Consider the following 25141-nt stretch of genomic DNA (forward strand, 5'->3'; position numbering starts at 1 on the left):
CCACCGCCGCATCGCACCGACCGCGAATTCCCGGGAGTGCCTCGCATGGGGACGAATGGATCGACCATGCTCGAGCCGTTACGGCAGGGCCTTCCGCCGCTGGACCCCGCGGCCGTGTCCGACGCCGCCTCCTGCGCTCTGCCCGCCCGCTACGAAGCGGTGCGCGAAGCACGGCGGTTCACCCGCAGAACGCTCGACCAGTGGGACATGGGCGACCGTTTCGACGACGTCTGCCTGGTGGTCTCGGAACTGGTCACCAACGCCCTGCGGCACGGCCTGCCGGCGAGCACCCGGTGCGCCACCACCGGCCAGGAGCCTCCCGTACGGCTGCACCTGATGCGCTGGACCGAGCGCCTGGTGTGCGCGGTGCGCGATCCCAGTCACGACAGTCCCGTAGCGCGGGAGACCGACGACTTCTCGGCCGAGTCGGGCCGGGGGCTGTTCCTCGTCGACTCCTTCAGCGACAGCTGGGGCTGGCATCCGCTCGCGGGCGCGCTCAGCGGGAAGGTGGTCTGGGCGCTGTTCCGGCTGCCGCGGCCCGGTTCGGAGCCGCACGCGGAATGAGAAACCGCGGCGCTTCCGTGCGCCGCGGTTCTACGCGCGTCGCCGCGCGTTGAATACCGATTGCCCCGTTTCGGGAAGGGGATGCCGGGGCGTCAGCCCCCCACCAGGTGGTCGAACTCGCCGTCCTTCACGCCCAGCAGCATGGCCTCGATCTCCGCACGGGTGTAGACCAGCGCGGGGCCGTCGGGGAAGCGCGAGTTGCGGACGGCCACGTCACCGCCCGGCAGCCGGGCGAACTCCACGCACGAGCCCTGCGAGTTGCTGTGCCGGCTCTTCTGCCAGGCCACACCACGCAGCCCGGCGGCCGCCATACCGTTGTACACGTCGTGGTCCACAGGTCGCTCCCCGGTGGTGCACTGGCTGGTGTGGCCATTGATGCAGTGGTCAACTGACCCGGATCATAGCTGTGTTCATGTGCAGATGCATGGGCAGATGCACGTGCACGCGGGGTGGTCCTCCGGTTACAGCTTTGACGACTGCTTTACCGAAAGCTCTTGCCTGTTTGACGGGACTGCCCGGCCACGCGTTCCCGGCCACCGGCGACGAAGTCGGCGGGTTCGGCGGAGGTCTGATGGAGGCGGAGCATCCGCTCGGCTGCGGGCGCGAGGAACCGCGCGGGGGCGTGCGGGAGAAACAGGAGCTGGGGACGCGGGGGCGGGGGCTGCGGCAGTGCCGGCAGGCCTCCATCCGGAAGACGACCGCCGCTTGCGGGAGCAGGGAGAAATGGGCCGCGCGGATGACCGTGACGTCCTCCTCGGGGCCGGTACCGAGGTCGGACCATCGCCGGACAGGCGGTCGGCCGACCGGCCCTGACGGACCGCCCGGCGTGCGTCCCGTGGGGCCTCGCGGCAGATGCATGAGGTTCCCCACCCGTCAAGCGTGGGGAACCTCACCCGGGTCGGGACGGTCAGCGGCCGGCGTACGGCATCAGCGGCTGGCGTAGGGCAGCAGCGCCATCTCGCGGGCGTTCTTGATCGCCCGGGCCAGCTGCCGCTGCTGCTGGGCCGACACGCGGGTGACCCGGCGGCTGCGGATCTTGCCGCGGTCGGAGATGAACTTCCGCAGCAGGTCGGTGTCCTTGTAGTCGATGTACTCGATCCCGGCCTGGTCCAACGGGTTGGGACGGTTCTTGACGGGCTTGCGGTCGATCTTGCGGGGCATGTCGGTTCAGACCTCCAGGAGGGTGTCGAAGGCGTGCGGCAGCCGCTGCCAGGCGTCGCGCCCGGCCGCGTACTCGGCGTCGGTCAGCAGGCAGGACTCCAGCAGCCGCTCCAGGCCGTCCCGGTCGAGACCGGGCGAGGTGAAGACCAGGTGCTGGCCGCGGTCGCCGTGCTCGGGGTGCCAGTCCAGCGCGGCGGCGGCGCGGCGCACCGGCGGGACCATCTCCCAGGCCGCGTCCGGCAGGGAGGCGAGCCACGGTCCCGCGCTCTCCACGCACAGGGCCCCGCCCGCGGCGTCCCAGTGGAACAGCGTGTCGGGCTTGTCGGCGAGCCAGAACCGGCCCCGGCTGCGGGCTGCCGCGCAGGTCAGGTCCTCCAGGGCGGCGTAGAGCCGCTCCGGGTGGAAGGGGCGGCGCTGCTGCCAGACCAGGGTGGAGACGCCGTGCGCGTCGGCCTCGGCGGGGAGCAGGGCGCAGGCCGGGTGCTGGGCGGCCGCCGCCGACTCCACGTCGAAGCCGGCCAGGGCGGCCTCGGCCAGCGGGGAGAGCGGGCGGCGCCGCGGGGCCGGCACGGTCAGGCCGTCGGCCGTGTCCGCCGCGAAGGCGCCGGGTGCGGGTGCGCCCGCCAGGTCACCGTGGCCGATCGGGACCTGGCGGGCCGTCGGGTGCAGCTGCGCGAGCAGCTCGCGGTCCTCGTCGTCGGCCTCGGGCGACTCGGCGATCGCGAGGACGGGGGCGTACTCCAGCTGGCGGGCGAAGGTGTCGGCGACCGTGCGCTGGTCGGTGGCGGCGGCGGCGAGACCGCCGTCGGCCAGGTCGTCGCCGTTGCCGAGGTACGGCAGGAGCAGGGCCGGGTCGACGGCGGTGATCACGCCGGTGACGGTGAGCCCGCCGGCGGTGACGACCTCGGCCATGGCCTTGGGCTCGACGGAGTCCCACAGCTCGACGACGGCCAAGGGCGTCCGCCCGGCGTCCGCGAGCCGCTCCAGCTCCGGAACCAGGTCCTCGCGCAGGGCGCAGCAGGCACAGTCGTTGACGAGCGGCGCCTCCCCCGCGTCCAGGACGCCGGTGGCGTCCCGGACGGTGCGGACGACCGTGCCGGCCGCGGCCGTCGCCAGGTCGTGGTGGAGCGCGACGCTGCCGGGCACGTCTGCGAGCAGGCGGGCCACGGCCGCCCTGCGGGCGTCGGCGTGCAGCCCGCCGACGATCACGACGGGGAGCCCAGGAGGGACAGCCACGGGGTCAGCCCTTCTTTCCGTACCGGCGCTCGAAGCGCTCGACGCGTCCCGCGGTGTCCATGACGCGGGCGGTGCCGGTGTAGAAGGGGTGGCTGACGTCGGAGATCTCGACGTCCACGACCGGGTAGGTGTTGCCGTCCTCCCACTCGATCGTCTTCTCGCTCGTCATGGTCGAGCGGGTGAGGAAGGCGTAGTTCGCGGCACGGTCGCGGAAGACGACGGGACCGTAGTCCGGGTGGATTCCCTTGCGCATGGTCAGCGCTCCTCTCGGAAGTCGACATGGCGGCCGACGACCGGATCGAACTTGCGCAGGGTCAGTCGGTCCGGGTCGTTGCGACGGTTCTTGCGGGTCACGTAGGTGTAGCCGGTCCCGGCGGTGGACCGGAGCTTGATGACCGGCCGGAGTTCATTGCGTGCCATGCCGCTATGCTACTGAAAATGAATTCCATTTACATCTCCTGAGCCAGAGAGGTACGTCACCACATGTCCGCGCACTGCATGCTGACCGGCACCCAGCCCGGCTTCGGCAACCGCATCTCGCACTCCCACCGGCGCACGTCACGCCGGTTCGACCCCAACATCCAGTCCAAGCGCTACTGGCTGCCGAGCGAGGGCCGGTACGTACGCCTGCGGCTGAGCGCCAGGGCGATCAAGACCGTCGACACGATCGGGGTCGAGGCGGCTGTCGCCCGGATCCGCGCCCGGGGAGTGAAGGTCTGATGGCGAAGAAGAGCAAGATCGCGAAGAACGACAAGCGGCAGGAGGTCGTCGCGCGGTACGCCGCCCGGCGGGCCGAACTGAAGGAGATCATCCGGCGGCCGTCGTCCACGGACGCCGAACGGCTCGCCGCGCAGGCGGAACTGCGCAGGCAGCCGCGCGACGCCAGCGCCACGCGGGTGCGCAACCGGGACCAGGTGGACGGGCGCCCGCGCGGTTACTTCCGGGCGTTCGGGCTGTCCCGGGTGAGTCTGCGGGAGCAGGCGCACGCGGGATATCTGCCGGGGGTGCGCAAGTCGTCCTGGTGAGCCGGGGGCTTGCCGGTAAGAGGCCCTCGGGGGTTCGCCCCGGGGCCTCTTGACCGGCCCTGGTAGCTTGCTGCGGGTTCCGGCATGGGCCGGCAGGCTCCGCCGGGGCCGGTCGGCCGGCTACAGCTTGGGGGCTTGCAGTGACTTCGGTGATCTTCTCGCGTCGCCCGGGAGCGAGTCGGCGGGTGCGGGTGCGGGTCGCGGCGGCGGCCGCGGGACTGGCGGGCGTGCTCGTCCTGTCCGCGTGCAGCGGTGACGGCGACTCCGGGAACGACTCGGCGTCCACCCCGGCCCCGTCCGCCACGGCGTCCGTCGGCACGGGCGGCGACTCCGGCTCCAGCTCCGATTCCGGTTCCGGTTCCGACGGGTCGGCCGGGGGCGAGCTCGCGGGCAGCTGGCTCGCCACGACCGACGGCAAGGCCGTGGCCCTGGTGATCACCGGGAAGCAGGCCGCGCTCTTCGCCACCGGCGGCAGCGTGTGCACCGGCACCGCGGGCGAGCAGTCCGGGATGCGGATGATCCGCCTGAAGTGCACGGACGGCTCCAAGGACCGGACGACCGGCATGGTCGACTCCGTGAACGGGAGCAGCCTGAAGGTCACCTGGGAGGGCGGCCTCGGCGCGGAGACGTACCAGAAGGCGGAGGGCGGGAAGCTGCCGACGGGGCTGCCGACGGGGGGCCTTGGGTAGGAGCGGGGTTTTGCCGGGCGGAGGTTTTGTGAGGCCGCCCCGGCGGGCGGCCTGCCCGGGTGCGTGACGGTCCCCGCGTCCGAGATGATCCGTACGTCGGAACCGCTCATCGCCATCACGCACCAGAGGACCCCATGCGCACCTTTCCTCCCCTCGCCCTGGCCGCCGCTCTCGCAGCGACACTCCTGCTGACCGCCTGCGACGACGACAAGACCAGTGGCGACGACGCCAAGAACGCGGACCGGCCGGGCGGTTCGCCCTGTGCGATCGGCGACCTGGGCATGGAGGTCGGGGCCGGTGCGGCCCCGGCGGCCGGGGACACCGGCAACGTCACCGTCACCCTCACGAACAACGGTGCCCAGTGCACCCTGAAGGGCTTCCCCGCCGTCGACCTCTTGGCGGAGGACACCACGACGTCCGTGCCTCCGGAGCAGTCCGCGAAGGCCCAGCCGCTCACCCTGGGGAAGGGCGCCACCACGTCCTTCACGATCACCTACGTCCGGGGCGAGGCGGACTCCCCGAAGAGCCTTGCCGTCCGGAAGGCGTCCTTCGCCCTGCCAGGCGCCACCGCGGACGCACGCGACCTGCCGTGGTCGTACGGCGAGGTCGCCAGGAGGGACGGGAGCGGCGGCGCGGCGCAGGCCTCGGTGAGCGGCTTCGAGTCCTCGGGCGACTGACGGCAGGTCAGCGCAGCGGCGGGCGGTGGCCGACCTGGGCGCGGTCCGCCGCCTGTGCGCCCTCCGACCAGCCCGCCGCGTCACGCACGCCGCGCAGGCGGGTCGTGGTCGTCTCCGGAAACATCCGGTCCAGCCGGCCGGTGACCGCCACCTCTCGGGAGGCGAGGACCGGGAGCAGGTCCTGTGTCACCTGGGTCTCGGCGGCAGCCGCCAGACGGGTGCCGATGCGGTGGGCGTAGGCCGCGAGGAAGGACTGGCGGAACGTCTTGGTGCGCTTGCGGCCGCCCGCCCGCTGGGCGGCTTCCGCCTTCGTCATCGCGGTCGTGGCCTGCACCAGGAGTGAGGTGTAGAGGAGTTCGACCGCTTCCAGGTCGGTTTCGAAGCCGACGACGGTGGAGAAGCCGAGCGGCTCGTTCCACACCGCCCGGCAGTGGTTGGCGGCGGCGACGGCGTCCAGCAGCACCGCCTTGGCCTGCTCGTACGGCGGTTCGACACCGATCCGGCAGGCCCCGGGCGTCTCGGGCGAGGGTGCCCGGGCCGCGAGCAGCGCCTCGTCGACACTGTGCCGGGCCATCAGCTCCTGCGCCTTGGCGCTGAGCGCCTCCGCCTCCTCCGGGAACCCGGTGGCCTCCGCCTTGGCGAGCAGGGCGCGGATCCGGCCGAGCATCCGGGACTCTGTCCTCGGCTCCCCGGGTGAGTCGTCGAGGGACTCGAGCACGGGCAGGCGCAGCAGCAGGCGGTACAGCTCCAGCACGGCGGTGGCGTACGAGAAGCGGTCGGTGCGGGGCGGGGCCTCGGCGGGAAGTTCCGCGAGCTGCGCGCTCCAGCGGCGGCCGCGCGGGCGGTCGTGCGGCACCTGCGCGCGGATCAGTGCCGCCACCAGTCGTACGTGTACGTCGTCCAGTTCGCGCCGCACGATGCGTACGACGTCGGCCGGCTGCCAGCCGCGCCGCCAGGCCGCCGCCACGAACTCCGCACCGCGCCGGGCGAGTTCGTCATCGGCCGCCAGGTCGGACGCGAGCAGGGACGCGCCGGTGTCGAGGGCCGTCTCGCCGGTGTCGTACAGGGCGGCCTCGAACGCGCGGTCGACGGTGGTGGGCGTACTCACGGGGCCGATGGTGCCATGCCGGCACGGGCGGCCCGGCAGGCGGGACAGAGTGTCAACTCGCGGTTGACACCCGGCGGGGCGCAACCTACGGTTGACACCATGACGACGAACCCCGACATCACGTCATCCGTGCGCCTCGACGACCTGATCGCGGCCATCAAGACGGTGCACCAGGAACCCCTCGAACAGCTCCAGGACGCGGTGCTCGCCGCCGATCACCTCGGCGAGGTGGCCGACCACCTGATCGGCCACTTCGTGGACCAGGCCCGACGTTCGGGTGCCTCCTGGACGGACATCGGCAAGAGCATGGGGGTCACCCGGCAGGCCGCGCAGAAGCGCTTCGTGCCGAAGGAGTCGGCCGACCTCGACCCGAGCCAGGGCTTCAACCGCTACACGCCCCGCGCCCGCAACACGGTGATGGCCGCGCACAACGCGGCCAAGTCCGCGCGCAACGCCGAGGGCGTGCCCGAGCACCTCGTCCTCGGTCTGCTGGCCGAGCCCGACGGCCTCGCCGCGAAGGCGCTCGTCGAGCAGGGCGTCTCCCTCGACACGGTGCGCGAGGCGGCGACCGCCGCACTGCCGCCGGCCGTCGAGGAGGCCCCCGAGCTGGTGCCGTACGGCCAGGCCGCGAAGAAGGTTCTGGAGCTCACGTTCCGCGAGGCCCTGCGCCTCGGCCACAACTACATCGGCACCGAGCACATCCTGCTCGCCCTGCTGGAGCACGAGAACGGCGAGGGCGTCCTCAGCGGCCTGGGCATCGGCAAGGAACGGACCGAGCAGTACGTGGCGGAGGTGCTGGAGAAGATCGTGCAGGCACAGAAGGAGACACCGGACGGGGCGTGACGGGTCCGCCGAGCTGCGGGCAGTCGTGCCACTGGGGCCACACGGGTGGGCCCAGCCGCACCCCCGCTCCGCCGGGCTGCCCGCCCGGGCGGGGGCCGGGACCTAGGCCGGCCATCGCGGCTGACGGAGACCCCGCCCGGAGCGGGGTCGGGCGGCCACCGCCCCGGCCCCGGACGGCGCCCCCGACGTGATCGGGGCCGGCCGGCCACCGTGCCCGGGCGGCGCTCGAGACCGCGACCGCACCAAGGCCGGGACAGCCACCGTGGCCGGGGCGGCGGCTGCAACGATGACGGGCACCATGGCTGGGACGCACCCCAGAGCGGGACGGCCACCGCGACTGGGACGGCGACCGAGCCGAGGCCGGGACCGGCGCGGCCACCGCGACGGGGACCGCGACCGGGACAGCCACCGCAACCCGAACCCGGACCAGAACAGCCACCGCAACCCGAACCCGGACCAGGACAGCCACCCGGGCCGGGCCGTGGTGAGGGGGCGTTGTCAGACCCCCCTGGCACACTCGCAGCATGGCCGACCGGTGGGCGCTCGCTCCGGCCGAGGACGGTGGCGTGGACGTCGCCCCCCTCGGTCCGGACGGGGTGCCCGCCGGGCCGGTGCGGCGGGAGGCGGATCCCGCCGAGGCCGTACGGAGCCGTCCCGGCGTCACGCGGTGGGTGTGGCGGTCCACCGCCGAGGTCTACCCGCGCCTGCTCGCCACGGGGGTGCGAGTCGAGCGGTGCTACGACGTCGAGGCCGCCGAGACGCTCCTCCTCGGCCACGAGGGGCGGTACGGGGAACCCCGCTCGGCCGGGGCCGCCCTGGCCCGGCTGCGCGGCGGCCCCGTACCGCCCGATCCGCCGCAGCGTTCCGCCGAACCGGGCTCCCAGTCCTCCCTGTTCGAACCACAGGGCGTCCACCTGCCCCTGGCGGACCTCCTCGCGGTCTACGCCGAGCAGCAGAAGCGGCACGCGCAGGCCGAGCACCCCGAGCGGATGCGCCTGCTGACCGCCTCCGAGTCGGCCGGCATGCTGGTGGCCGCCGAGATGAACCGCGCCGGGCTGCCCTGGCGCGCCGAGGTCCATCGCACGGTGCTGCACGACCTGCTGGGCGAGCGGTACGCGGGCGGTGGCGAGCCGCGCCGCCTGGCCGAGCTGGCCGACGAGGTGTCCGCGGCGTTCGGCCGCCGGGTGCGGCCCGATCTGCCCGCCGACGTGGTCAAGGCCTTCGCGCAGGCCGGGATCAAGGTCGCCTCGACCCGCCGCTGGGAGATCGAGTCCGTCGACCACCCGGCCGTGAAACCCCTGCTGGAGTACAAGAAGCTGTACCGCATCTGGGTCGCCCACGGCTGGTCCTGGCTCCAGGACTGGGTGCGCGACGGTCGCTTCCGGCCCGAGTTCCTCGCGGGCGGGACGGTGACCGGGCGCTGGGTGACCAACGGCGGGGGCGGGCTCCAGATCCCCAAGGTGATCAGGCGGGCCGTGGTCGCCGACCCCGGCTGGCGGCTCGTCGTCGCCGACGCCGACCAGATGGAGCCGCGCGTCCTCGCCGCGATCTCCCGCGACCCCGGCCTGATGGAGGTGGCCGGCCGCGACAGCGACCTGTACCAGTCCGTCTCCGACCGCGCCTTCTCCGGCGACCGCGCCCAGGCCAAACTCGCCGTGCTCGGCGCGGTCTACGGCCAGACCTCCGGCGACGGCCTGAAGAACCTCGCCGCGCTCAGACGCCGCTTCCCCCGCGCGGTGGCGTACGTCGACGAGGCGGCCCGCGCCGGCGAGGAGGGCCGGCTCGTGCGGACGTGGCTCGGCCGGACCTGCCCGCCGGCAGCCCGGGGGACGGACGACGCGACGGAGGAGGCCGGCATCCCGGCCACCGACGAGGAGCAGCCCGACAGCGGACAGTGGGTGCCCGGGTACGCCTCCACCAACGCCCGCGCCCGCGGCCGCTTCGCCCGCAACTTCGTCGTCCAGGGCAGCGCCGCCGACTGGGCCCTGCTGCTGCTCGCCGCGCTGCGCAGATCCTGCGCGGACCTGGCGGCCGAGCTGGTCTTCTTCCAGCACGACGAGGTGATCGTGCACTGCCCCGAGGAGGAGACGGAGACGGTCGTCGCGGCGATCCGCGAGGCGGCGGCCCTGGCCGGCCGGCTGACCTTCGGGGAGACGCCGGTGCGGTTCCCGTTCACGACGGCGGTGGTGGAGTGTTACGCGGACGCCAAATAGCCCAATAGCCCAGTAGCCCGACAGCCGGGCTCACGGTGTCAGTCGGTGGGAGCGAGCAGCTCGCGGAGTTCGGTGACCACCGCGTGCGCGTCGGTCCCCTCCAGTGCCGCGAGAGCCGAGCGCCACTCCTCGCGTGCCGCTCCGGCCTGCCCCCGTTCCCGTAGCAGCAGCCCGTGCTGGTGGCGGGCGAGACCGCCGGCGTAGTGGTCGGCGCGGGCGTCGGCCCGGTCCAGCAACTCGGCGCACTCGCGGGCGGCCCGCCCGGTGCTGCCCAGCAGTCGCAGCGCGCGGACCAGGCCGAGCCGGGTCTGGGACTCGCCGTGCCAGTCGCCGTGGCCGCCCAGGATGCGCAGACTCTCCTCGAAGTGCGGGAGGGCGGCGGCCGGTTCCCCGAGCCGCAGATGGGCGTACCCGATGTTGCAGTGCGCGGAGTGCCGCACGATCACGGCGCCGATCTCGTCCCCGATGGCGAGCGAACGCCGGTGCTGCTCGATGGCGGCCCGCGGGTCGGTGTGCTCGTAGAGGTTGCCGAGGTGGCTGTGGGTGACGGCCTCGCCGTACGGGTCGTTCAGCTGCCGTGCGTACTCCAGGCTCCGGGTCAGCGCCTCGCTCGCCTCGACGTGCCGGCCGAGCCCGTCGAGCAGCAGACCGCGGTTGTTGAGGCAGCGGCGGATCCAGGACGGGTCGTCGAGCCGTCGCCAGATGGCCAGCGCGCGGTCGTTGAGGTCGAGGGCGTCGCTCTGGCGGCCGGTCAGGAAGTGCAGCCCGGCGAGGTCGACCAGCGCGTACGCCTCCGCGGCCGCGTCCCCGAGCCGCCGCGCCACGCCCAGACCGGCCCGGCCGAGCACCTCCATCTCGGCGACGCGGCCCCGGCGGTGCGCGCAGGGGAGGATCAGCCGTACGAGAGTGGAGACGAGGCCCGCGCGCCGCCGGCACGGGTCGTCCGCGTACCGCTCGACCAGGGTGACGACGTTCGCCAGCTCGCTGTCGCCCCAGGCGAAGGCCTCCTCGGGGCTGCCGAAGAGGGCGACGGTCTCGACGTGCGCCGCGTGCCCGGGCGGCTGGGCCGCGGTGGGGCGGCGACGGTCGTCCTGGTCGGGGCCGGGCTCGACGATCGCGACGAGCACCCGCTCGGCGACGGCGGCGTACCAGCGCAGGGCGGTTTCGCAGGCGTCGGTGCCCTCCGTACCCCACTCCCCCGCCAGCTCACGGGCGAAATCGCGGACGAGGTCGTGCGGCGCGTAGCGGCCGTACGCCGGCTCCTGGAGCAGGGCCACGTCGACGAGGCGGTCCAGGGCGGCCTCGGTGCGGCGTTCGCCCGTGCCGGTGAGGCGGGCGAGCAGGGGTGCGCCGTACGTGGGCAGGTCGAGCGCCCCGATACGGCGGAGGGTGAGGGCCGCGTCCCGGTCGGCCTCGCGCTCGGAGCCGGCGAGCGCGTCGTGCGCGACGGCCAGGGAGCGGCGCACACTCAGGTCGTCGTACTCGAGGTGCCGCAACCGCCCTTCCGTCTCGGACAGTTGCCCGGCGAGGACCTCCGGTGTGAGGGCATGCCGGGCGGCGAGCCGCGCGGCGACGACGCGCAGGGCCAGGGGCAGCCGGCCGGTGAGTTCGACGAGACGGCGGGCGGCGTCCGAACCGCCCAGGCCGTCCCGCCCCGAGGCCGCGGCCAGGAGCGCCGCGCTCTCCTCGTCCGACAACGGGCCGAGCGGAAAGCGGGCGACGCCGTCGAGAGCGGTGAGCGGCGAACGGCTGGTGACGATCACCGCGCACCCGGCACCGCCCGGCAGCAGCGGCCGTACCTGCGCGGCACTCGCGGCGTCGTCCAGCACCAGCAGCGTGCGGGTCGGCGCTAGCAGCGAGCGCAGCAGAGCGGATGCCGCGTCGGGGCGTTCGGGGATGCGGCAGGGCTCGGCCCCGAGGTCACGCAACAGGGCGGTGAGCGCCTGACCTGGGGTCAGAGGGGCCATGCCCGGGGTCGCACCGTGCAGGTCGAGGTAGAGCTGCCCATCGGGGAAACGTTCCGCCAACTCGTGCGCGACGTGCAGCGCGAGTGCGCTCTTGCCGACGCCGGGCATGCCGCTGATGACGGCGGCGGCGGGGAAAGCCGGGGTGTTCGGGGCACTGGAGGCAGTCGGGCCGCTCGGGGACGGCGGTCCCGGTGTCGTGAGGGAGCGGCGCAGGGCGTCGCGTACGGCGGCACGCCCCGTGAAATGCGCCGGCGGCGGGGGAAGCTGAGCGGGCGGCGGCTGAGCGGACGAGGGTGGCCTCCCCACGGCCCCCCGCAACACCTCCACATGCGCCTCCCGCACCCCCGGCCCCGGCTCGATGCCGAGTTGGTCGACCAGTCGGGTGCGCAGGTCGTGGTGGACGGCCAGGGCCTCGGCCTGGCGGCCGGTCCGGTGCAGGGCGAGCATGAGCTGGCGGTGGTACACCTCCCGCAGCGGGTACTCGGCGGTCAACGCCGCCAGCTCCGGCACGAGCCCGTCGAGACGCGGGCCGCCCAGCGCCAACTCGGCGTCGTGGCGCCACTCCAGAAGCAGCAGCCGGGCCTCGCGCAACCGCCGTGCGAGGGCGTACCCGCCCACCTCGGACGGCAACCCGGCGAGCGGCGCACCCCGCCACAGCGCGAGCGCGGCGGCGCACTCACGCACGACGCGCTCCCATTCCTGCCCGGCGTGCGCGGCCCGCGCCGCGGCGACGTGGGCATCGAACACATGGACGTCCAGCTCACCCTCGTCGACCCGCAGCACATACCCGGACGGCACGGTTCGCAGCCGCTCGGGGGCGTCGAGCACCCGCCGCAACCGGGCTATGTGGTTGTGCAGCGAGGCCTGGGCGGAAACGGGCGGCGCCCCGCCCCACAGCGCCTCCTTGAGCGACTCGACGGAGACGACCCGTCCGGCGTCGAGCAGCAACGCGGTCAGCAGCACCCGGGACTTGGGACTTGCGACGTCCCTCGCTTCCCTCCGGCCGCGCCCGTTGACGTCGTAGTACAGCGCCGGCGACCCGAGCAGCCCGAAGCGCAGCCCGCACCGCTCACCGGAACCGTCCTCGCTGCCCGAACAGGCAGATGCCCCCATCTCACGCCCCCCGTCTCCCCGCACCACCGCCCTTGACGAGTTTCCGCCCCCGGGGCAGCGGTTTTCCGCCACCTTCGTTCTCATGTTCTCCACCGGAACAGCCCCGCACAGGCCGTCGTCCGTCATGGTTCGGCAACTTCACGCCAATCGGCAGACGACGCAACGGAGAACCGTTGGCCACATGTTAGCGATCCGTTGGCAAACCCTGATGTGATCACTACGTCGGATCTGGCCCGGCGGCGCGCGCGTCTGGACGCGCAACTCGGGGGAGTGTCGCCGCCGCGGCCGGGTCCGGGTCCCGGTCGGCGGAGGTGAACGGCCGGGGCCCCACCAACTTCCTGCCGCCTGGCGGAGTCCTCGGCGTCAGATGACCGGCGGCCGCCCCAGCCGCGTGAGCCGCCACACCGTCCGCCAGCGCATGGGCCGCCGCTCACCGGCCGACTCCCGTACGCCTTCCACGAACCCGCCGAACCATGCCCGCAGCCCCGCACGCGACCGGTTCCGTGCGAGGGTGAGCAGCACCCAGACGCCGAGGTGGACGGGGACGAGCGCGAGCGGCAGCCGGCGGCGGGCCAGCCAGACCCGGTTGCGGGCGTTCACCCGGTAGTAGATGGCGTGCCGGGCGGGCGAGGTCTTCGGGTGCTGGAGCAGCAGTTCGGGCGCGTACAGGATGCGCCAGCCCGCGTCGGCCGCGCGCCAGGCCAGGTCGGTCTCCTCGTGCGCGAAGAAGAACTCGGCAGGCCAGTCGCCGACTTGGTCGAGCATGGCCATCCGCAGCGCGTGCCCGCCGCCGAGGAACCCGGTGACGTACCCGCCCCGCAGGGGGTCCGAGTTGCCGATCCGGGGCACGTGCCGCTGCTGCGTCTCGCCCAGCTCGTCGGCGATGCGGAAGCCGACGATGCCGAGCCGCTCGTCGGCGGCGTACAACTCCTGCACGCGGCGCAGCACATCGGCGTCGACGAGCAGCCCGTCGTCGTCCAGATCCACGACGACGTCGATGTCGCCGAACTCCCGCAGCCGCGCGAGGGCCGCGTTCCGGCCGCCGGGACAGCCGAGGTTCTCGTCGAGCTCGATCGGGGTGACCTCGCCGGGCAGCGACAGCCGCCGGGCGAACTCGGGCAGCGGGCAGCCGTTGCCGACGATCACGATCCGCTCGGGCGGCACGTCCTGCTTGGCCACGGACCGCAGCAGCGCGTCGACCTCCTCGGGCCGATTGCCCATCGTCACCACGGCGACGGCGATCCTGGGCGCCCCCATGTCCTCACCTCGTCCCGGTCGGCAACTGACGGGTTGCCGGGCGATGCTAGCCGTTCACGGTAAAGACCCCTTAAGTACGCCTGCCGGACGGCGGTGCGCCTACGCCGTTCGGCGGATGCGGCACCCGACCCGATCGGGCACAGGATGTCGGGTGCGGCAGGGTGCGCGCTGCCTAGCGTGGTGATCACCGAAGAGGAAGGAACCGGGCGTGCTGGAGCGGCTCAACCAGGCGATGGAGCACATCGAGCGCCATCTCGACGAGTCCGTGGACGGCGCCGAACTGGCGCGGATCGCGACCACGTCGGAGTACCACCTGCGCCGGATGTTCTCCGCGCTGGCAGGTATGCCCCTGTCGGAGTACATCCGCCGCCGACGGCTGACGGTCGCGGGCTCGGAAGTGCTCGCGGGCGGCGAGACGCTGCTGGAGATCGCGGTGCGCTACGGCTACGGCTCGGGCGAGGCGTTCGCACGGGCGTTCCGCGCGATGCACGGCGTGGGTCCGGGCGAGGCCCGGCGCACCGGCGCCGCGCTCGTCTCCCAGCCCCGGCTGACCTTCCGCCTCACCATCGAAGGGAGCAGCAGCATGCACTACCGAGTAGTGGACCGCCCGGCCTTCACCGCCGTCGGCTTCAAGACCCGGGTACCGCTCGTGCACTCGGGCCCGAACCAGGCGATCGTCGACTTCGTCCGGGGGCTCGACAAACAGGCCCTGGAGCAGCTCGGAAAGCTCTCGGACCTGGAGCCGCACGGCATCGTCGCGGTCTGCGACGACCTGGACCCGAGCCGCGCCGAGGGCACCGAACTCGACTACTACCAGGCGGCGCTCACCACGGCGTCCGCACCGGCCGGCGCCCCCGCGGGCACCACCACCCTGCCCGTCCCGCCCGGCACCTGGGCGGTCTTCACCGCCTCCGGCCCGGCACCGCGGGCCATCCAGGAGCTGTGGCGGGACGTGTTCACCGAGTGGTTCCCGTCCAACCCGTACCGCAGCCGCCCCGGCCCGGAGATCCTCCGGACCGACCTCTCGGCGGACGGGACGACAGCGGACGCCGAGCTGTGGCTGCCGGTGGAGCGGGAGACGAGCCGCTGAACGCCGAGAGCCCCGGGCCGGAATCGGTCCGGCCCGGGGCTCTCGGGGGCGGCTACCGCGGCGCGGCCGTCTCCGCGGTGTCCTTCCGGCGGGCCCGCTCCCGGACCAGCGAGATCGCGATCACCAGCGCGGCGACGAGCACCGAGAGCAGCACCTGGCTGCGGCCGCCGCCCTCCTTGCCGTCGGTGAGCATGTAGAGGAGGACGAACGTGATCATCCCGATCGTCGCCCACGTCAGATAGGGGAACAGCCACATCCGGACGACGAGCTTCTCCGGGCTCTCGCGCAGGATGATCCCCCGCATCCGCAGCTGCGAGAAGCAGATGACCAGCCAGACGAAGAGCGCGACGGCGCCCGAGGAGTTCAGCAGGAACTGAAAGACCGTGTCCGGCCACAGGTAGTTGAAGGCGACCGCCACGAAGCCGAAGACCACGGAGGCCAGGATCGCGGCCTGCGGGACACCTCGCGGGTTCGTCCGCGCGAAGGAGTGCGGGGCGTCGCCGCGCTGCCCGAGGGAGAAGGCCATCCTGGAGGCGGTGTAGAGGCCGGAGTTGAGACAGGACAGCACGGCGGTCAGCACGATGAAGTTCATGATCTCGCCGGCGTGCGGGATGCCGATCGAGTCGAGGGCCGCGACGTACGAGCCCTTCTTCTCGATCGCGGGGTCGTTCCACGGCAGCAGGGCGACCACGACGAGGATCGAGCCGACGTAGAAGACACCGACCCGCCAGATCACGCTCCTGGTGGCCTTGGCCACCGCCCGCCGCGCGTCCGAGGACTCACCGGCGGCGAGGGTGACGATCTCGCTGCCCATGAAGGAGAAGACGACCAACAGGATGCCGGTGAGGATCGCCCCCGGTCCGTTCGGCAGGAAGCCGCCGTGCTCGGTGAGATTTCCGAATCCCGTAGAGGCGTGGTCGGAGCCGGGCAGCACACCGAAGATGGCCAGCCCGCCGAGGACGATGAAGCCCGCGATGGCGACGACCTTGATGCCGGCGAACCAGAACTCGAACTCGCCGAAGGAGCCGACCGAGGCCAGGTTCGTGGCGGTGAGGACCGTCATCACGATCAGGGCCCAGGCCCACTGCGGTACGGCCGGCACCCACCCTTCCAGGATGACGGCGCCCGCGGTCGCCTCCACGGCGAGGACGACGACCCAGAAGAACCAGTACAGCCAGCCGATCGAGAACCCGGCCCAACGGCCGAGCGCCCGGTCCGCGTAGGCCGAGAAGGACCCGGAAGTCGGGTTGGCCGCGGCCATCTCGCCGAGCATCCGCATCACGAAGACGACCAGGGCGCCGACCAGTGCGTAGGACACGAGGATGCCGGGCCCGGCGGCGGCGATGCCGGAGGCGGAGCCCACAAAGAGACCGGCACCGATCACCCCGCCGATGGCGATCATGGACAGATGGCGGTTCTTGAGACCGGCCTTCAGACCTGCCTGCTGCTCCGGAGGCTGACCACTGGTGGACGGAGCGGTATCAGGGGTCAGTGAATCGGGGGGACGTGTAGTCATGTTCGACATCCATGGGGTCGTTGGGAGTGCCGTGCTGTGCGTCAGGAGGGACGGTCGGGGCACTGACGATTCCCGGAAGCGTTCACGGTGCGGTTCGCGGAATCCGGATGTCGCGCCGGTGATCGGGTCGTCACCGCACGTCCGCGTTTCGCTCCGTCTCCTCGTGGGAGGTGGGCCGCATCACTTGCGGAAATGGATTTGCGCAAGCGTATGGGGGTTCATGGGGTCAAATGTTTGTGAAGGCTGAACAAACTCGACCTCGATGGCTGTACGACCGGCCAATGCGGAAGCGGTTCAGCCGGTGGGCGGCAGCCGCAACTGGAGCATGGCCAGCAGCCGCTGGTCGGGACGGCTGAGATCGAGGCCGGTCAGCTGCTCGGCCCGGCGAAGGCGGTACCGCAGCGTGTTGGGGTGCACATGGAGCTGTGCGGCCGCCGCTCGTATGTCACCGAAGGAGTTGAGGTACGTCAGAAGCGTCTCGGCGAGCCGGCCCTGATGCCGGCTGTCGTGCGAGACCAGGGCCGTCAGCCGGGGATCCCGTATCTCGGGGTGGGCGGAGAGCAACGTCAATATCTCGCTGACCAGCACCTCCGCCTGGATGTCCGGCAGCGCGGCGACGGCGACGGTCACTCCGGCGCTCACCATGGCGTCGAGTATGCGGTCGGCCTCCCGGCGTGACTCGAAAACGTCCCCGAGCCCCGGCACCAGGCAACCGACCGAGCCGCGCAGTGGCAGGCCGAGGTGGCGGCGTGCGGCGTCGGTGATCTCCTGGGTCCAGCCGCGCAGCGTGTCCGTGTCGACGCCGCGGGGCAGCTGGGGCAGCAGCACATAGATACGGGGATCGACCTGGGTGACCAGGGCGCTGCGGTGCCGGGCGGCGATGTGCACGGAGACCAGGTTGGTGACCTCGGAGTGAGTCAGTTCCGGTGCGGCGGCGCCCTCCGGGATCTCGTACCCCTCTGTGGTCCCGTATGCCTCTGTGGTCCCGTACGAGAAACCCAGCACGGCGGCCGGGCGGCCGGCGTCGAATCCCAGGTGCGTGGCCAGCGGCTGCGGTCCGGTGCTCCCGTCGAGGAGTCCGGCCAGCAGGGTCCGGGTGAGCGTCACATCGTCCGAGAGCTCCCGGCGACGGCGCACGAGATGGAGCGCCGCGACCCGGGCGGCACCCAGCAGTGCCTGGCGCGAGCGTTCGGACAGCGGAACCGAGCCCTCCTGCACCCAGATGGTGCCCAGCTGCCGGTCCCCGGACCTGATCGCCACTGCGAGCCGACGACGGATGCCCAGCTCGGGGTGGCTGTCGATACCGATCACCTCGTCGCTGGAGTGCAGGTGCTGGAACACGCCCCACTCGCGCAGCTTCGCCAGATACCCTTCCGGTCCCTGCCAGCCGAGGATGGAGCGCCGGCGCAGGTCGTCCGCCTCGTCGGAGTCGGTGGTGCGGGAGTAGGCCAGCACCCGGTTCGCGGCGTCCTCGATGCTGACGATGCCGCTGGTGAGGATGGCGGTGGTCTGGGCGAGCGAGAACAGGTCGCCCTCCTCGGCCCCCATGCCCGGCCCGCCCGGCGGTGCGTCGTCGAGGGCGGCCCGGGCCAGCGCGTTCACCTGCTCCCAGCGTGCTTCGCTGCGCAGCGAGAGCAGGGCGACCCCGGCCTCGGCAGCGGTCTCGCTGAGCGCCGCGGCCTGGCCTGGCCCGTCCAGCTTGACCACGACTGCGGCGGCTCCGTCCCGCCCGGCGGCCCGTAGCGCGGGGAAAGCGGCCCGGCCCCGGGCACCGATCACGAGAACCAGCTCGCCCGGCTGCGCGGTCGGCGGATCCTCCGGATCGAGCAGCGAGACGCCACGGATCTCGACGTCCAGCCCGGCGGGAGCGGCCTGCACCTCCACCAACGAATCACCCAGCACCATCAGCAACTGACGCAGGCCGATGCTCGCTGCGGTGGGAGACACTGCGGCCGGGTCCATGATCGTCGCCTCCAGCACAAAGGGCCAGGTCAGAGATCATCTGACCTGGCCCTTGAGAAGAGCCGCCTTCGGGATTCGAACCCGAGACCTACGCATTACGAGTGCGTTGCTCTGGCCATCTGAGCTAAGGCGGCGCGCTGTCCGCACTATGGTGCGATCAGCAACGACGGTAAGTCTACACAGTTTCCGAGGGTGCTCCGCACCAGCCCCGGAGGCTGGGTCTCCGGGGCCGGCGCAGGGGTTATGAGCAGCGCTTGCCGTCCGTGGGTGGGGTGCCGCGCAGGAGGTACGCGTTGATCGTGCGGTCGATGCAGGAGCTGCCGCGGCCGTACGCGGTGTGCCCGTCGCCCTCGTAGGTGAGCAGGCGGGCCGAGGAGAGCTGGCCCGCCAGGGCCTTCGCCCAGCGGTACGGGGTCGCTGGGTCGCGGGTGGTGCCGACCACGACGATGGGGGCGGCGCCCTTCGCCTCGATGCGGTGCGGCTCGCCGGTGGCGTGCACGGGCCAGTACGCGCAGTTCAGGGAGGCCCACGCCAGGCCCTCGCCGAAGACCGGGGACGCCTTCTCGAACGTGGGCAGCGCCCTGCGCACCTCGTCGGGGGTGTCGAAGGCGGGGGGCAGGTCCAGGCAGTTCACGGCCGCGTTGGCGAACATCAGGTTGCTGTAGCCGCCGTCGGCGTCCCGCTCGTAGTAGCCGTCGGAGAGGACGAGGAGGCCGGAGCCGTCGTTCTTCTTCATCGCGGACGTCAGCGCCTCGCGCAACTGCTGCCAGGCGCCCTCGTCGTACATGGCCGCGATCACGCCCGTCGTGGCGAGCGACTCGGTGAGGCGGCGGCCGTCGGGGGCGCCGGTGGCGGCCGGCCGCGCGTCCAGCTTCTCGAAGAACGCCTTGAGGTTCTCGCCGACCTGCTCGGGCGAGGTGCCCGCGCCGCCCAGCGGGCAGTCCTTGTGCCGTACGCAGTCCCGCGCGAACGACCGGAACGCCGTCTCGAAGCCCGCCGTCTGTTCGAGGTTCAGCCGCCGCGCGGGCAGCGACGGGTCCATCGCGCCGTCCAGCACCAGCCGGCCCGCCCGTTCCGGGAAGAGCCCGGCGTACGTCGCCCCGAGGAACGTTCCGTAGGAGGCGCCGACGTAGTTCAGCTTCTTGTCACCGAGCGCCGCCCGCACGATGTCCATGTCCCGGGCCGCCTCGACGGTGGACACATGGCGCAGCAGCCGGGGCGAGTCCGCGCCGCAGCCCTCGGCGAACGTCCGGTACGCCCTGACCAGTCCGTCGGTCTCCTTGACGTCGTCGGGTGTGTTGTCCGTCTGCGTGTAGGTGTCCATCGCCGGCCCGTTCAGACACCTGACGGGCTCGCTGCGGGCCACGCCGCGCGGGTCGACCGCCACCATGTCGTAGCGGGCACGGACCTCGGCCGGGTAGCCGATGCCGGCGTACGCCTGGACGTAGCCGATCGCCGAGCCGCCCGGCCCGCCGGGGTTCACGAGCAGCGAACCCAGCCGCTTCCCCGGACCTGTGGCCTTCTTGCGGGCGACGGCGAGCCGGACGTCTCCGGCGGCCGGCTTGGCGTAGTCGAGCGGCGCCTTGATCGTGGCGCACTCGAAACCGGAGACGCCGCAGCCGCGCCAGGCCGGCTTCTGTCCGTAGTACGGAGTGAGCGCCGCGGGGGTGGCCCGCGGCAGCGCGACCAGTGCCGCTTGCTCCGCCGCGGCCGTGGCGGACGTCGTCGAGCTCCCGGAGGAGCAGGCGGAGACGAGCAGCACGGCCGTGGCGAGGAGGCCGGCCGCGGTCCTGGCTCCGCCGCGGGTCCGGCGGTGCAGACCGCCGGAACGGGAGACAGAGCGGTCGGCGGAGCGGGGGGTGCGCCTTGTGTCCATCCTGCGAGCGTAACTCTGGGCGACGAAATGGATGCCCAGCGTGCGTGTCGTGCCTCGTACGAGTTACGGCGTCAATTCCTCGTCTGCTTCGTGCGCGGCGCCAGGCGGTACCAGGCGGTGGCGCTCTGCCGGCTCAGCCCGCTCTGAGTGCCATCGTCATGGCCTCCACCGCGAGCAGCGGGGCCACGTTGCGGTCGAGGGCGTCGCTGCAGGCGGCGATCGCCTCGATGCGGCGGAGCGTGGACTCCGGAGAGCTGCCGCGGGCGAGGCGCTCCAGGGCGTCCTCGGCGTCGGCGTTGGCGATGGCCACGCGGGAGCCGAGCTGGAGGGCGAGGACGTCGCGGTAGAAGGCCGTGAGGTCGGTCAGGGCGAGGTCGAGGCTGTCACGCTGCGTGCGCGTTCTGCGGCGCTTCTGCTTGTCCTCCAGGTCCTTGATCACGCCCGCCGTGCCGCGCGGCATCCGGCCGCCCTGGGCCGCGCCGAGGGCGGCCCTCAGCTCCTCGGTCTCCTTGGCGTCCGTCTCCTCCGCGAGCTGCTTGGCGTCCTCGGCGGCCGCGTCGACGAGCTCCTGGGCGGCCTTGAGCGCGCCGCCGATGTCCTCGACCCGCAACGGCAGCCTGAGCACGGCGGCACGGCGCTCGCGCGCGGCCGGGTCGGTGGCCAGGCGGCGGGCCCGGTCGACATGGCCCTGGGTCGCGCGGGCCGCCGCGGCGGCGACGCCGGGCTCGATGCCCTCCCGGCGTACGAGCATGTCGGCGACGGCGTCGACCGACGGCGTGCTCAGGTTCAGGTGGCGGCAGCGGGAGCGGATGGTCGGCAGGACGTCCTCGATGGAGGGGGCGCACAGCAGCCAGACCGTGCGCGGGGCGGGCTCCTCCACGGCCTTGAGGACGGCGTTGGCCGACTTCTCGTTCAGCCGCTCGGCGTCTTCGACGAGGATGACCTGCCAGCGGCCGTTCGCCGGTGACGTGAACGACTTGCGGACCGTGTCGCGCATGTCGTCGGCGAGGATCTGCGTGCCGACCGCGGCGACGGTGGTGACGTCGGCGTGCGTGCCGATCAGCGCCGTGTGACATCCGTCGCAGAAGCCGCAGCCCGGGGAGCCGCCGAGGGCCCGGTCCGGGCTGACGCACTGCAGGGCCGCCGCGAACGCCCGCGCCGCCTGGTTCCGCCCGGCCCCGGGCGGGCCCGTGAACAGCCACGCGTGCGTCATCTTCGACGCCTCGGGCGGGGGAACGTCGGTCCCGGCCGCGGTGACCAGGGCGTCGGCGTCCCGCGCGGCGGCGTCCAGCTGCGCGCTCACCCTCTCCTGCCCGACGAGGTCGTCCCACACGGTCATGGGTCACGCCGCCCTTTCGTCACGTTCCACGGTGCCGGATCCATTGTGGGGGTGACCACTGACAACGCCTGCCCTCGCCTGCTCCCCCGGGCCCGGCCCGTGGCCCGTCTCCGGCGTCGGCCCGGGCTTCCCTGGCGGACGAGCCGGAGGCCTCAGCGGCCCCGGCCGCCCTTGCCCCGGCGCCCCCGCCCCTCGTCCGGCTCGTCCTCGTGCGGTCCGAGCAGCTCGTCCGCCAGCGACGGCAGGTCGTCCAGCGGCGTCTCCTCCGCCCAGTCGGACCGCGGGCGGCGAGGCCGGCCCTCGGCGTCGACCTGGGGCAGCTCGCGCGTACGGTCCTCGGTCCCGTCGGGCCGGGCGGCCGGGGCGTCCTTCCGGAAGTACCCGGGCGGCACCCGGTCCGCGGGTTCGTCCCCGCGTACGGGCGGCAGCACGGCCGTCTCCTCGGCGTCCCCCGGCCGGACCGGAGGCAGCACGGCCGTCTCGTCGCCCGCCCCGGAGGGCACCTGGGGCAGCACCTCGGTCTCGTCCCCGGAACCGGATCCGGACCAGGACCCGGAGCTGGGGCGAACCGGCGGCAGTACCTCCGTCTCCTCCCCCGCCCCCGGCGGAACCGGCGGCTTGGGCAGCTCGGCCGTCACCTCGGCGTCGGACCCACCGGAGGTCCCGCCCCGGCCCTGCTCCTCGTCCCGCACCGGGCGCAGCACAGTCGTCTCGTCCGCCGAGCCGCCCGGTGTCACCACGGGCGTGGGCACCGTCGCCGCGTCCTGAGCGGCCGTCGAACCGGAGGCACCCCGCGGGGCGGAGCTCTTCGGCCCGGCCTCCGCGGCAGCGGCCGCCGCCTCCGCCAGACGCCGGGCCTCCTCGGCCCGCAGCAGGGCCTCCTCGGCCTTGCGCTGCTTCTCCAGGCGGAGCGCCTCGGCCTCGGCGCGCAGCCGGGCCTCTTCCTCGGCCTGCTTGCGCCGGCGTTCCTCCTCGGCCTTGCGCCGGGCTTCCTCCTCGGCGCGGGCCTTCTCCTCCGCGAGGAGCCTTGCCCGCTCCTCCTCGGCCTTCTTGCGCGCTTCCTCGGCCCGTCGCCGGGCCTCCTCCGCCTGCCGTTCGGCCTCGCGCCGCTGCGCCTCCTCCAGCTCGCGCCGCTTGCGCTCCTCCTCCTCGGCGCGCAGCCTGGCGAGCTGCTCCTGGCGCTCACGCTCCAGGCGCTCCTCCTCCGCCTTGCGGGCGGCCTCTTCCTCGGCCTTCCGGCGGGCCTCCTCCTCGGCCTTCTTCCGAGCCTCCTCCTGGGCCTTGATCTCGGCCTCGGACAGCGGCAGCACCTGGTCGAGCCGGTGCCGGATGACGGTCGTGACGGCCTCGGGCTCCTGGCCCGCGTCCACCACCAGGTACCGCCCGGCGTCGGCCGCGGCCAGGGTCAGGAAACCGGCCCGCACGCGCGCGTGGAACTCGGCCGGCTCCGACTCCAGCCGGTCCGGCGCCTCGGTGAACCGCTCGCGCGCCGTCTCCGGCGCGACGTCCAGCAGGACGGTCAGATGCGGCACCAGTCCGTTCGTGGCCCAGCGGTTGATCCGGGCGATCTCGGTCGGCGACAGGTCACGGCCCGCCCCCTGGTAGGCCACGGACGAGTCGATGTACCGGTCGGAGATGACGACGGCGCCGCGCTCCAGGGCGGGTCGCACGACGGTGTCGATGTGCTCGGCCCGGTCGGCCGCGTACAGCAGCGCCTCCGCGCGGTGCGACAGGCCCTCGCTCGACACGTCCAGCAGGATCGACCGCAGCCGCTTGCCCACCGGCGTGGCCCCCGGCTCGCGCGTCAGCACGACCTCGTGGCCCTTGCCCCGGATCCACTCGGCGAGCGCCTCGGCCTGCGTGGACTTCCCGGCCCCGTCGCCGCCCTCCAGGGCGATGAAGAAACCGGAGGCGGCGGGCGCCTGGTCCGGGTCGTCGCCGCGGAGCAGCGCGTCGCGCAGATCCTGGCGCAGCGGTACTCCGGAACGGTCGTCGACCTTGGCCAGCACCAGCGCGGCCACCGGCAGCAGCAGGGCGCCGGCCAGCATCAGCGTGAAGGCCGCGCCGCCGTGCGCGAAGACGAACTTGCCGCTCTCCAGCCGGTGCGGCCCGATCCCCGCCGCCACCACCGGGGCGATCACCGCGCCGAGCGCCACGCAGACCCGGACGACCGCGTGCAGGTGCTCCGTCGTACGGGACCGCCGGTACTCCTCGGTCTCCTGGTCGAGCAGTGTGTGGCCGATGTTGGCGGACATGCCCGCGCCGACGCCGGCCAGCGCGAGGATCAGCAGCACGCTGGTGACGTCCGGGACGAGCCCGGCGGCCAGCAGCGCGACACCGGTGAAGGCGATGGCCAGCGCGAGCAGCCGGCGGCGTGACAGGGCGGGCAGCAGCGCGGGCGCCGTACGGATGCCGACGACGACACCGCCGGTCAGCGCGCCCACGAACAGCCCGTAGAGCACGGGGCCGCCGCCCAGGTCCTTGGCGTGCAGCACGGCCACGGCGACGGCGGCGGACACCGCGGCGGCGACGGCCGCGCAGGCCAGCACCAGCAGCGGCATCACGCCGGTGCGGCCCTTGTCGGCGCCGGCGGTCGTCTTCGGGCGGCGCAGCCCCTCGAGCGGCGACCGCGCGCGCGGGGTGCGCGTGGCGGGCAGCTCCAGGAAGGTCAGCACGGACAGGGAGGCGGCGAACAGCCCCGCCGCCACGTAGGAGGCGAGGGCCGCCTGGTGCTGCCCGAACCAGTCGATGCCGGCGCCCAGGAGGTTGTTGAACAGGGACGCGACGACGAGCGCGACGGCCGCGAGCGGGATCGCGACGAAGCCGGTGCGCAGCGACAGGCGGCGCAGCGCGTCCATGTGGTCCGGCAGCGGCCGGACCGTCGCGCCTTCCGGCGGCGGGGGCGGCAGCAGCGCGGGGGCCGCGCTCTCGCGGCACACCGTCCAGAACCGCTCGGCGACTCCGGTCACGAAGGCCGTGACGAGGAGGACGGCCAGCGCGTCCTCGGGCGTCCAGTCGATCCACAGCGGCGCGACGATGAGCAGCGCCGCACGCAGCCCGTCCGCGCCCACCATGGTCCAGCGGCGGTCCAGCGGGCCGTCCTGGGAGGTGAGCGCGGTGAGCGGGCCGAGGAGCACGGCGCCGAACAGGAGCGTCGCCAGGATGCGCACCCCGAAAACGGTCGCCACTGCGAACGCCACGCCCCGGTAGCCGCCCCCGAACGAGCCCTCGGCGACAGCCGCTTGGAGGGCGAGGACGACCAGCACGAGAAGGGCGAGGGTGTCGCCCACGCCGCCCACGAGCTGCGCGCTCCACAACCGCTTCAACTGCGGACGGCGCAGCAGGGCGCGGACGGCACGCTCGCGGGAGTCCGCGACAAGGGCGTCGTCAGGGGCCGGCTGAGAGGCCGTTGGATGCTCGGCTCGCGTCATGCGTTCAGCCTATCGGGAGCCACCGACACCCCGGGAAGCCCGGCCTGGCATGCGCACGCCCCGACACCGAAGTG

The 25141-nt window shown here is 73.3% G+C and carries 21 protein-coding genes and 1 tRNA gene; 8 read left to right on the forward strand and 14 right to left on the reverse strand.

Annotated elements, in window-relative coordinates:
• Positions 1–66 precede the first annotated feature (66 nt).
• Positions 67–564 carry an ATP-binding protein gene (locus MQE23_RS19840; RefSeq protein ID WP_020271513.1) on the forward strand — a complete coding sequence of 166 codons (498 nt, stop codon included), beginning with the start codon at positions 67–69 and terminating at the stop codon, positions 562–564.
• Between the two features lie 92 nt (positions 565–656).
• Here MQE23_RS19840 and MQE23_RS19845 read toward each other — a convergent pair whose 3' ends face one another.
• From MQE23_RS19845 to rpmG, 5 genes are all read right to left on the reverse strand, one after another.
• Positions 657–875, reverse strand: coding sequence for a DUF397 domain-containing protein (locus MQE23_RS19845; protein WP_050810297.1), 219 nt, complete (start codon positions 873–875; stop codon positions 657–659).
• 616 nt (positions 876–1491) lie between these two features.
• Positions 1492–1725: a 30S ribosomal protein S18 gene (gene rpsR / locus MQE23_RS19850; protein ID WP_020271512.1), complete on the reverse strand. Its 234-nt coding sequence runs from the start codon at positions 1723–1725 to the stop codon at positions 1492–1494.
• Positions 1726–1731: 6 nt separating this feature from the next.
• Positions 1732–2961, reverse strand: a complete 1230-nt coding sequence (locus tag MQE23_RS19855) for a GTP-binding protein (RefSeq protein WP_037668132.1) — start codon at positions 2959–2961, stop codon at positions 1732–1734.
• Between the two features lie 4 nt (positions 2962–2965).
• Positions 2966–3214 carry a type B 50S ribosomal protein L31 gene (locus tag MQE23_RS19860; protein WP_020271510.1) on the reverse strand — a complete coding sequence of 83 codons (249 nt, stop codon included), beginning with the start codon at positions 3212–3214 and terminating at the stop codon, positions 2966–2968.
• A gap of 2 nt (positions 3215–3216) precedes the next feature.
• Positions 3217–3381, reverse strand: a complete 165-nt coding sequence (gene rpmG, locus MQE23_RS19865) for a 50S ribosomal protein L33 (protein ID WP_010044249.1) — start codon at positions 3379–3381, stop codon at positions 3217–3219.
• A 63-nt stretch (positions 3382–3444) separates the two neighbouring features.
• On the opposite strand from rpmG, the gene rpmB reads away from it, so the two are divergent.
• The 4 genes from rpmB (at position 3445) to MQE23_RS19885 (ending at position 5352) form a co-directional block, all read left to right on the forward strand.
• Positions 3445–3681, forward strand: coding sequence for a 50S ribosomal protein L28 (gene rpmB, locus MQE23_RS19870; protein ID WP_086561587.1), 237 nt, complete (start codon positions 3445–3447; stop codon positions 3679–3681).
• A complete protein-coding gene (gene rpsN, locus MQE23_RS19875) occupies positions 3681–3986 on the forward strand; it encodes a 30S ribosomal protein S14 (RefSeq protein WP_020271508.1) in 306 nt (101 codons plus the stop codon). Before rpmB ends, rpsN begins: the two co-directional genes overlap by 1 nt.
• A 149-nt stretch (positions 3987–4135) precedes the next feature.
• Positions 4136–4675 carry a hypothetical protein gene (locus MQE23_RS19880; RefSeq protein ID WP_243379728.1) on the forward strand — a complete coding sequence of 180 codons (540 nt, stop codon included), beginning with the start codon at positions 4136–4138 and terminating at the stop codon, positions 4673–4675.
• A 134-nt stretch (positions 4676–4809) separates the two neighbouring features.
• Positions 4810–5352 (forward strand): DUF4232 domain-containing protein, encoded by a 543-nt coding sequence (locus MQE23_RS19885; protein ID WP_243379729.1) that lies wholly within the window; start codon positions 4810–4812, stop codon positions 5350–5352.
• Positions 5353–5359: 7 nt separating this feature from the next.
• Here the strand turns inward: MQE23_RS19885 and MQE23_RS19890 are convergent, their stop codons facing one another.
• Positions 5360–6460 carry a DUF2786 domain-containing protein gene (locus tag MQE23_RS19890; RefSeq protein WP_020272710.1) on the reverse strand — a complete coding sequence of 367 codons (1101 nt, stop codon included), beginning with the start codon at positions 6458–6460 and terminating at the stop codon, positions 5360–5362.
• 99 nt (positions 6461–6559) lie between these two features.
• Here MQE23_RS19890 and MQE23_RS19895 point away from each other — a divergent pair, with 99 nt between their 5' ends.
• Both MQE23_RS19895 and MQE23_RS19900 read left to right on the forward strand, forming a co-directional pair.
• Positions 6560–7303 carry a Clp protease N-terminal domain-containing protein gene (locus MQE23_RS19895; RefSeq protein WP_020272711.1) on the forward strand — a complete coding sequence of 248 codons (744 nt, stop codon included), beginning with the start codon at positions 6560–6562 and terminating at the stop codon, positions 7301–7303.
• Between the two features lie 524 nt (positions 7304–7827).
• A complete protein-coding gene (locus MQE23_RS19900; protein WP_243379730.1) occupies positions 7828–9516 on the forward strand; it encodes a bifunctional 3'-5' exonuclease/DNA polymerase in 1689 nt (562 codons plus the stop codon).
• 38 nt (positions 9517–9554) lie between these two features.
• Here MQE23_RS19900 and MQE23_RS19905 read toward each other — a convergent pair whose 3' ends face one another.
• Together MQE23_RS19905 and MQE23_RS19910 are read right to left on the reverse strand one after the other, a co-directional pair.
• Positions 9555–12596, reverse strand: coding sequence for an AfsR/SARP family transcriptional regulator (locus tag MQE23_RS19905; protein WP_243379731.1), 3042 nt, complete (start codon positions 12594–12596; stop codon positions 9555–9557).
• Between the two features lie 363 nt (positions 12597–12959).
• Positions 12960–13853 carry a glycosyltransferase gene (locus MQE23_RS19910; RefSeq protein ID WP_020272715.1) on the reverse strand — a complete coding sequence of 298 codons (894 nt, stop codon included), beginning with the start codon at positions 13851–13853 and terminating at the stop codon, positions 12960–12962.
• 208 nt (positions 13854–14061) lie between these two features.
• Here MQE23_RS19910 and MQE23_RS19915 point away from each other — a divergent pair, with 208 nt between their 5' ends.
• Positions 14062–14943, forward strand: a complete 882-nt coding sequence (locus tag MQE23_RS19915; RefSeq protein WP_020272716.1) for an AraC family transcriptional regulator — start codon at positions 14062–14064, stop codon at positions 14941–14943.
• 52 nt (positions 14944–14995) lie between these two features.
• Here the strand turns inward: MQE23_RS19915 and MQE23_RS19920 are convergent, their stop codons facing one another.
• The 6 genes from MQE23_RS19920 to tmk form a co-directional block, all read right to left on the reverse strand.
• Entirely contained in the window at positions 14996–16459 is a 1464-nt protein-coding gene (locus MQE23_RS19920; protein ID WP_037669291.1) for an amino acid permease, read from the reverse strand.
• A 294-nt stretch (positions 16460–16753) separates the two neighbouring features.
• Positions 16754–18421: a helix-turn-helix domain-containing protein gene (locus MQE23_RS19925; protein ID WP_243379732.1), complete on the reverse strand. Its 1668-nt coding sequence runs from the start codon at positions 18419–18421 to the stop codon at positions 16754–16756.
• 60 nt (positions 18422–18481) lie between these two features.
• A tRNA-Thr gene (locus MQE23_RS19930) sits at positions 18482–18555 on the reverse strand.
• 107 nt (positions 18556–18662) lie between these two features.
• On the reverse strand, positions 18663–20297 hold the full coding sequence (locus tag MQE23_RS19935) for an alpha/beta hydrolase (RefSeq protein WP_243379733.1): 1635 nt from the start codon (positions 20295–20297) through the stop codon (positions 18663–18665).
• Positions 20298–20430: 133 nt separating this feature from the next.
• Positions 20431–21636, reverse strand: a complete 1206-nt coding sequence (locus tag MQE23_RS19940) for a DNA polymerase III subunit delta' (RefSeq protein WP_020272720.1) — start codon at positions 21634–21636, stop codon at positions 20431–20433.
• A 152-nt stretch (positions 21637–21788) separates the two neighbouring features.
• Positions 21789–25067, reverse strand: coding sequence for a dTMP kinase (gene tmk / locus MQE23_RS19945; RefSeq protein WP_243379734.1), 3279 nt, complete (start codon positions 25065–25067; stop codon positions 21789–21791).
• Between the last annotated feature and the right edge of the window lie 74 nt (positions 25068–25141).

It is taken from the genome of Streptomyces sp. HP-A2021, assembly GCF_022807935.1.
Lineage (GTDB): Bacteria > Actinomycetota > Actinomycetes > Streptomycetales > Streptomycetaceae > Streptomyces > Streptomyces afghaniensis.